This is a genomic window from uncultured Paraglaciecola sp., assembly GCF_913020055.1.
Classification (GTDB): domain Bacteria; phylum Pseudomonadota; class Gammaproteobacteria; order Enterobacterales; family Alteromonadaceae; genus Paraglaciecola.
Genome location: NZ_CAJWCF010000062.1, coordinates 20866 through 27146 on the forward strand (window position 1 = coordinate 20866; position 6281 = coordinate 27146).

7 protein-coding genes are annotated in these 6281 nt (G+C 38.9%); 6 read left to right on the plus strand and 1 reads right to left on the minus strand.

What is annotated here, in order from left to right; translation table 11 throughout:
• Positions 1 to 5: 5 nt before the first annotated feature.
• From QZ488_RS13805 to rmf, 4 genes are all read left to right on the plus strand, one after another.
• Positions 6 to 239 (plus strand): glutaredoxin family protein, encoded by a 234-nt coding sequence (locus tag QZ488_RS13805; RefSeq protein ID WP_293749720.1) that lies wholly within the window; start codon positions 6 to 8, stop codon positions 237 to 239.
• A complete protein-coding gene (locus QZ488_RS13810; RefSeq protein ID WP_293749722.1) occupies positions 236 to 2137 on the plus strand; it encodes an ABC transporter ATP-binding protein in 1902 nt (633 codons plus the stop codon). Before QZ488_RS13805 ends, QZ488_RS13810 begins: the two co-directional genes overlap by 4 nt.
• A gap of 61 nt (positions 2138 to 2198) precedes the next feature.
• Positions 2199 to 3971: a DUF3466 family protein gene (locus QZ488_RS13815; RefSeq protein WP_293749724.1), complete on the plus strand. Its 1773-nt coding sequence runs from the start codon at positions 2199 to 2201 to the stop codon at positions 3969 to 3971.
• Between the two features lie 280 nt (positions 3972 to 4251).
• Positions 4252 to 4428, plus strand: a complete 177-nt coding sequence (rmf, locus tag QZ488_RS13820) for a ribosome modulation factor (protein WP_293749731.1) — start codon at positions 4252 to 4254, stop codon at positions 4426 to 4428.
• Between the two features lie 48 nt (positions 4429 to 4476).
• Here the strand turns inward: rmf and fabA are convergent, their stop codons facing one another.
• The gene (gene fabA / locus QZ488_RS13825) at positions 4477 to 4995 is read right to left on the minus strand and encodes a 3-hydroxyacyl-[acyl-carrier-protein] dehydratase FabA (protein WP_293749733.1); all 519 of its coding nucleotides are present in this window, start codon (positions 4993 to 4995) and stop codon (positions 4477 to 4479) included.
• Positions 4996 to 5122: 127 nt separating this feature from the next.
• Between fabA and QZ488_RS13830 the strand changes: the two genes are divergently transcribed.
• Together QZ488_RS13830 and QZ488_RS13835 are read left to right on the plus strand one after the other, a co-directional pair.
• On the plus strand, positions 5123 to 5374 hold the full coding sequence (locus QZ488_RS13830) for a hypothetical protein (protein ID WP_293749735.1): 252 nt from the start codon (positions 5123 to 5125) through the stop codon (positions 5372 to 5374).
• A gap of 1 nt (position 5375) precedes the next feature.
• Positions 5376 to 6095, plus strand: a complete 720-nt coding sequence (locus tag QZ488_RS13835; RefSeq protein WP_293749737.1) for a heparan-alpha-glucosaminide N-acetyltransferase — start codon at positions 5376 to 5378, stop codon at positions 6093 to 6095.
• The last annotated feature ends 186 nt before the right edge of the window (positions 6096 to 6281 follow it).

Genomic DNA, 6281 nt, shown 5'->3' on the forward strand with positions numbered 1-6281 from the left:
CTTGTATGCAATTGATTTTATACACAGGCAAAGGTTGTTGCTTGTGTGAACAAGCCCAAGCCATGTTAGAACAAGTAGATAAAAGCGCCGCCGCAAATCTACAAAAAGTAGATGTGCGAGCGAGTGCAGATTTGTATCATTTATATGGTGCCCGAATTCCGGTTTTATACCGAGAAGACAAATACAGTGAATTGCCTTGGCCATTCGATTCTTTTCAATTAGGTGAGTTTTTACGTTGAGTTTATTGCAGTTAAAAAATGCCAGTATTATCCTTGGTCATCCCCCTTTATTAAATGGTATTGAACTAGTCATTCACCCAGGTGAAAGATTATGTTTAGTTGGTCGTAATGGTTGTGGTAAGTCTACGTTACTAAAAGTAATAGAGGCAGATATCAAATTAGACGACGGTCAACGTTTAGTGAATAAAGAAGTGAAAATTTCTCGCTTGCCTCAGGATCCACCTGCAAGTGTGCAGTGCAGTTTGTTCGATTATGTAGCCGAAGGATTGGCAGAAGTAGGGGAGTACCTAAAAGGATATTTCCACACAGCTGACTTGGTTGCTGAAGATCCTTCAGATGCTAATATGGCAAAATTGGAATTCTTCCAACAGCAACTTGACCATCACAATGGTTGGCAGCTTGAACAACGTATTCAGCAAGTCTTGACTAAACTTCAACTCGATCCTAATCAACAACTGAGTAACTTATCTGGTGGTTGGAGAAGAAAAGCGGCATTAGCCAAAGCCATGGCGAGTGAGCCAGATATTCTTCTATTAGATGAGCCTACCAACCACCTTGATATTGATATGATCAAGTGGCTTGAAGACGCCATTATTGGTTATGCGGGTGCTGTTGTATTTGTTAGCCATGACAGGGCATTTATTCGCAGAGTAGCCAGTCGCATAATCGATTTAGACCGAGGGAATTTGGTTAGTTACCCCGGTAACTATCAAGCCTATCTTGATCAGAAAGCCCATGATTTAGAAGTGGAAGAAACCCAGAATGCGCTGTTTGATAAGAAATTAAGTATTGAAGAAACGTGGATTCGACAAGGGGTTAAAGCTCGTCGTACTCGGAACGAAGGTCGAGTACGCGCCCTTAAAGCATTAAGAACTGAACGTTCTCTAAGAGCTAACAAGTTAGGTACCGCAAAGGTCAGCGTTAGCGAATCTAAGAGTTCAGGAAAAATTGTTTTCGAAACTGAAAATTTGCATTACACAATTGCAGATAAACTGATTGTTGAATCTTTGACAACTACCATTATAAGAGGTGAAAAATTAGCCTTAGTAGGTCCAAATGGTTGTGGTAAAAGTACTTTAATAAAATTGTTATTAGGCCAATTGTCTCCTACATCTGGTGTGGTAAAGTCAGGCTCAAAACTTGAAGTCGCCTATTTTGATCAGCACCGAGACCAGTTGGATGGCGAGCTTAAGGTTATAGACGCTATTGCTGATGGTAGACGGGAAGTGACAATTAATGGCAAAACAAAACATGTCATGAGTTACCTACAAGATTATTTGTTTACACCAGAAAGAGTGAACTCACCGGTTAAGTCTTTATCAGGTGGCGAGAAAAACCGATTATTGTTAGCCAAATTAATGTTAAGACCTAGCAATATGCTAATCCTCGATGAACCAACTAATGACTTAGATGTGGAAACCCTAGAGCTGTTAGAAGATACTATCTGTAATTATCCAGGCACGGTTATTTTGGTTAGCCATGATAGGGAGTTTGTTGATAACGTAGTAACCTCCAGTTATTTCTTTGAAGGAAACGGTAAAATAAGAGAATTTGTAGGTGGTTGTACCGATATTAGTAATTGGTATTCACAACAAACAACACAAAAACCCGTAGCAACTGAAACTAAATCACAAACCCAGAGTCCTAAAACCAGTTCGTCAGAAGTAAAGGGTAAAAAGTTATCATATAAGTTACAACTTGAATTAGAATCGTTACCTTTGATAATTGAAACTCTTGAAAATCAAGTTAAAAGTTTACAGGAATTAGTAAATGCTCCTAACTTTTTTGCTCAAGAAACCGCAAAATCAGACCCAGTGCTTGCAGATTTAGCAGAAACAGAAAAATTGCTAAATCAAAGCTATGAAAGATGGGACGAAATTGAAGCGATGAACACGTAACAGATTAAAATATCTAGATATAACAATTTCACAAATTAGTAGTAAGTAGGATTAATTATACATGACTAAAACAAGGCTAGCCGCCGCATTATCTATAGCCCTTTTGGTGGCTCCTGTTAGCCAAGCAGCTAAGTACCGAGTTGTTGAGCTACCTGTAGTGGGTAAAGGACAAAGTAGTTTTCCTACTGCCATCAATGAAGAGGGTAATATTACGGTAAATGTCGGCGTACCAGTATCGCAGTCAACTCCTTTGAGCACACCATACAATATTCCGATTGATCTAGATTTATTGGATTTTGAGTCAGATACCTTGGTCAACCTCTTAACCGACATAGAATCCGCCCGTAACGGTGACTTCAACAGTGTTGATTATGAAATACTTTTATCGTTGATAAGAGCTGCGGACGGTCAGCAAAGCGCACAACAAATTGCCGATACGATTAGTTTTTTAGCTTCAGAAAACGAAACCACTTATATGCCGGGGTTTGACCAGCTCACTGATCAAGGTGACGTGTTTGCGATAGCTTCAACTACAATCGTCAGAGATATTAACGATTCTGGGTTTACCATAGGCACTAGTGAAGGTTTTTACAATAAGGTGGATTACACGTTTGAAAGCGGTGATGACGTAACCTTTGTTGTGCATGAATTTGGTAAGCGAGGATTTGTTAGTCTTGATAATACAGTTGTTGATTTGCCTGCTCCAGCAACAATTGCTGGCGGTTTCAGTGAAGCCCATGGAATTAACAATAGTAATCAGGTGGTAGGTTTTGGTTCAACATTATTTCAATCAGATACCTTAGAAACAAGAATAGCCAGCTGTGAAAGTGAAGAACTAATAGATCATGATGACGATCCCGCAACAGAAGATCAGCGATATAGAGGTGACGTTCCTGTAGAGTCTTGCATCAGTACTACAGTTGACACTCTTACGAATTCCGTCACTAGTTTTACACAGTTACGAGGCTTGATTTGGCAGTTAGACGACCAAGGTAACGTTCTAAATACTAAAGAGTTAGGATTGCTGTTTGAACCAGAGGCCGATGATGAGACTAATTATAGTAGTCAAGCGTTAGGCATCAATGACAATGGAATTGCTGTAGGCGTGTCAAACGGGCAGTACTCTGAAAATGGTGTCACTGTTGCTCGGAATTTTGGCGTGATATTCGATGAAGATGAAGTTATCAATCTGACACCGGATCCCGATAGCACAGTCGCCCGGACTTCTAACATTATTAGTACTGCTACTGATATCAATAATGATAATTTAGTAGTGGGTTATCAGGTTAAATCTGTTAATGGTACAAATAGAACCAAGTTCTTTGTTTATGACATGAACTTAAGCGAATTCACCTTCCCTGAAGACTTTTTCTTAGGTTCTGCAAGTGTTGCCTTAGATATTAATAACAATGGGCTAGTGGTGGGTTATGGCGAAGTTGATGCCCCATTAACAGGGCGTCGAACAGAAGGTTTTATGTATGATAGCAATGCTGATGAGTTTTATGGAATTAGAGACCTAATCAGTTGTGATTCAACCTACACAATAGTACAAGCCAACAGCATAAATGATAAAAATGAAATAGTTGCTACTGCTTTGTTTCAAGGCGCTGCTAGGGACTCTTCTGGTGAAATTAGACTAGATTCTGCAGGTAGTGAAATCATCGTAGACCTAGTTTCAGCGGTAAAATTGGTACCAGTCGTAGGTGGTGAAGTAGAAAACTGTGAAACTCCTGAAGATGAGGTAAACAGAGATAGACAGGGAGCCAGTGTAAGTTGGATGTTAGCTTTTGGATTTATATTTTTAGGCTGGAGACGCTTTAAAAATAAGAGCTAAATTCACTATGATTTTAATTTTATAAACCCGCCTAAAGGCGGGTTTTGTTTTTCTAAAAGAATGTAAATCTAACTTAGGTTCTTATATTACGAATAGGCTTAAAAAGGTCAGTTTATAGACAAATTTAGTTTATATACAAAAAACACAATTATTCAAAGAGTTAAATAATGTCAAATACTATAAGTGTTATTTGTCATTGAACCAAAACCCTGTATCCACTATCTCTATTACGTGGTCATCTACGATCACTGGTAATTAATCATTCAAAAGAGGAAACTCAATGAAGAGACAAAAACGAGATAAGCTCTCAAGGGCGCATTCTAAAGGTTATCAAGCAGGCATATCAGGCCGTTCTAAAGAGAACTGTCCATTTCATACATCAAATATTAGATCCGAGTGGCTAGGAGGGTGGCGAGAGGCCATTGGAGATAGAAGTATAGGACTAGTCGGTCGTTAAAAATAGAGCCCCTAATAAGGGGCTTTATTATTTTCTCTGGGGTGGGAATTAAAAACTACTAGTATCTTGAAATAAGCCTACTTTTAAGTCTTTAGCTTCGTAAATCACTCTACCGTCAACTTCAACCGTACCGTCGCCTAAACCCATAAACAGTTTACGTTTAATCACACGTTTCAAATCAATACGATAAGTCACTTTTTTAGCAGAAGGTAACACCTGACCTTTAAACTTCACTTCACCTACACCCAGTGCTCTACCTTTGCCCGGTCCGCCAGACCAGCCCAAGAAAAAGCCAACCAATTGCCACATAGCATCCAAGCCTAAGCAACCTGGCATAACGGGATCACCAGGAAAATGACATTCAAAGAACCAAAGATCAGGTGTGATATCAAGCTCAGCTACAATGTAACCTTTGTCGTGGGTTCCACCTGTCTCATAAATTTCAACGATGCGATCCATCATTAACATATTTGGAGCAGGAAGTTGGCTATTGCCAGGACCGAATAACTCTCCTGTACTACAAGATAAAAGTTCTTCTTTTGTGAAACTATTTTGTTGTTCTGTCATTCTATATACTGCCTAATTAATCTGAGGGGGGTAATTTAGCGAACAGTTGTACGCTAAACAACTCTGAACAGTGATATATTTTAACTTTTAAGCAATTTAAGCCTAAACAAGTGATTATTAGAACTATATGAGCATAATGAAACGCACTGCCAACGCAGAAAAACAAAAACGTTTTCGAGATAAACAAAAAGACAAAGGTAAAAAGCAGGTGCGGGGATACGTAACTCCTCAAGCAATGGATTGTTATACCGAACTGTCAGACAAAACCGGTTGGACCGATAGCGAAATGTTAAGTAATGCGTTACGCATAACCTATGCTGCTTATAAATGTGGGCAAATTAAGCTGTTAAATGAATGGCTTAAGGATCATGACAAGTAATATGTCTGACGTTCCTAATATTGCCACCAGTAGAAATTACGAGATTGATTTACTGAGGGGATTCGCCATTGTTTTAATGGTTATGTTTCATTTTGGCTACGACTTAACCGTTTTTGGTTGGACCGACTTTAGTACCAGTAAAGATATTGAATGGAGAATATTTAGAACGGTGATTGTGAGTGGTTTTCTATTAGCTGTGGGTATGAGCAGTTATTTGGCTTACCATAAATCAATCAACAGAATGAAACTTGGCAAAACAGTCGGTAAACTTTTTGTGGTTTCTATGTTTATTAGTATTGGAAGTATTCTAATGCATCCAAGTACTTGGGTTTACTTTGGGATCATTCATTTAATTACCGTCGCATTGCCCATATCAGTCTTATTCGTTCGTTTGCCTAACCTTGCACTAATAATGGGAGTGCTAAGCATAGTGGGCTATTGGACAGGTACTTTAAATTTACACCCTATTTGGGAGTGGAGTGTGTTGCATTTAGGTATTCCTATACGAACTGTAGATTTAGCCAGCTTCTTTCCTTGGATAGGTGTGGTCTTAATCGGTGTTTTTTTAATGCACAAAGAGCTTTTCCAAGTAAAAGTATCACCTAATGCTACTTTAAATAAATTGGTGTTTTTAGGTCGACATTCTTTGATTATCTATTTAGTACATCAGCCCATTTTATACGGCCTGTTTGGTCTAACAGATGTCATCCTCGGTCGTTAATGTATAAGAGTTTATGTGGATAGACTCTGTCTAATTTGTTCAGCTTAGTTCTACTAGAACTTAATGCAGTAACAATCAGATTTCGCACCATCCCGAGAGCTCTGCACACTGACGTGGTTGAATAGATACGACCACCCCAGTTAAGACATAATAGCCTTAACTGGAGATAGATAATGACAACACGTA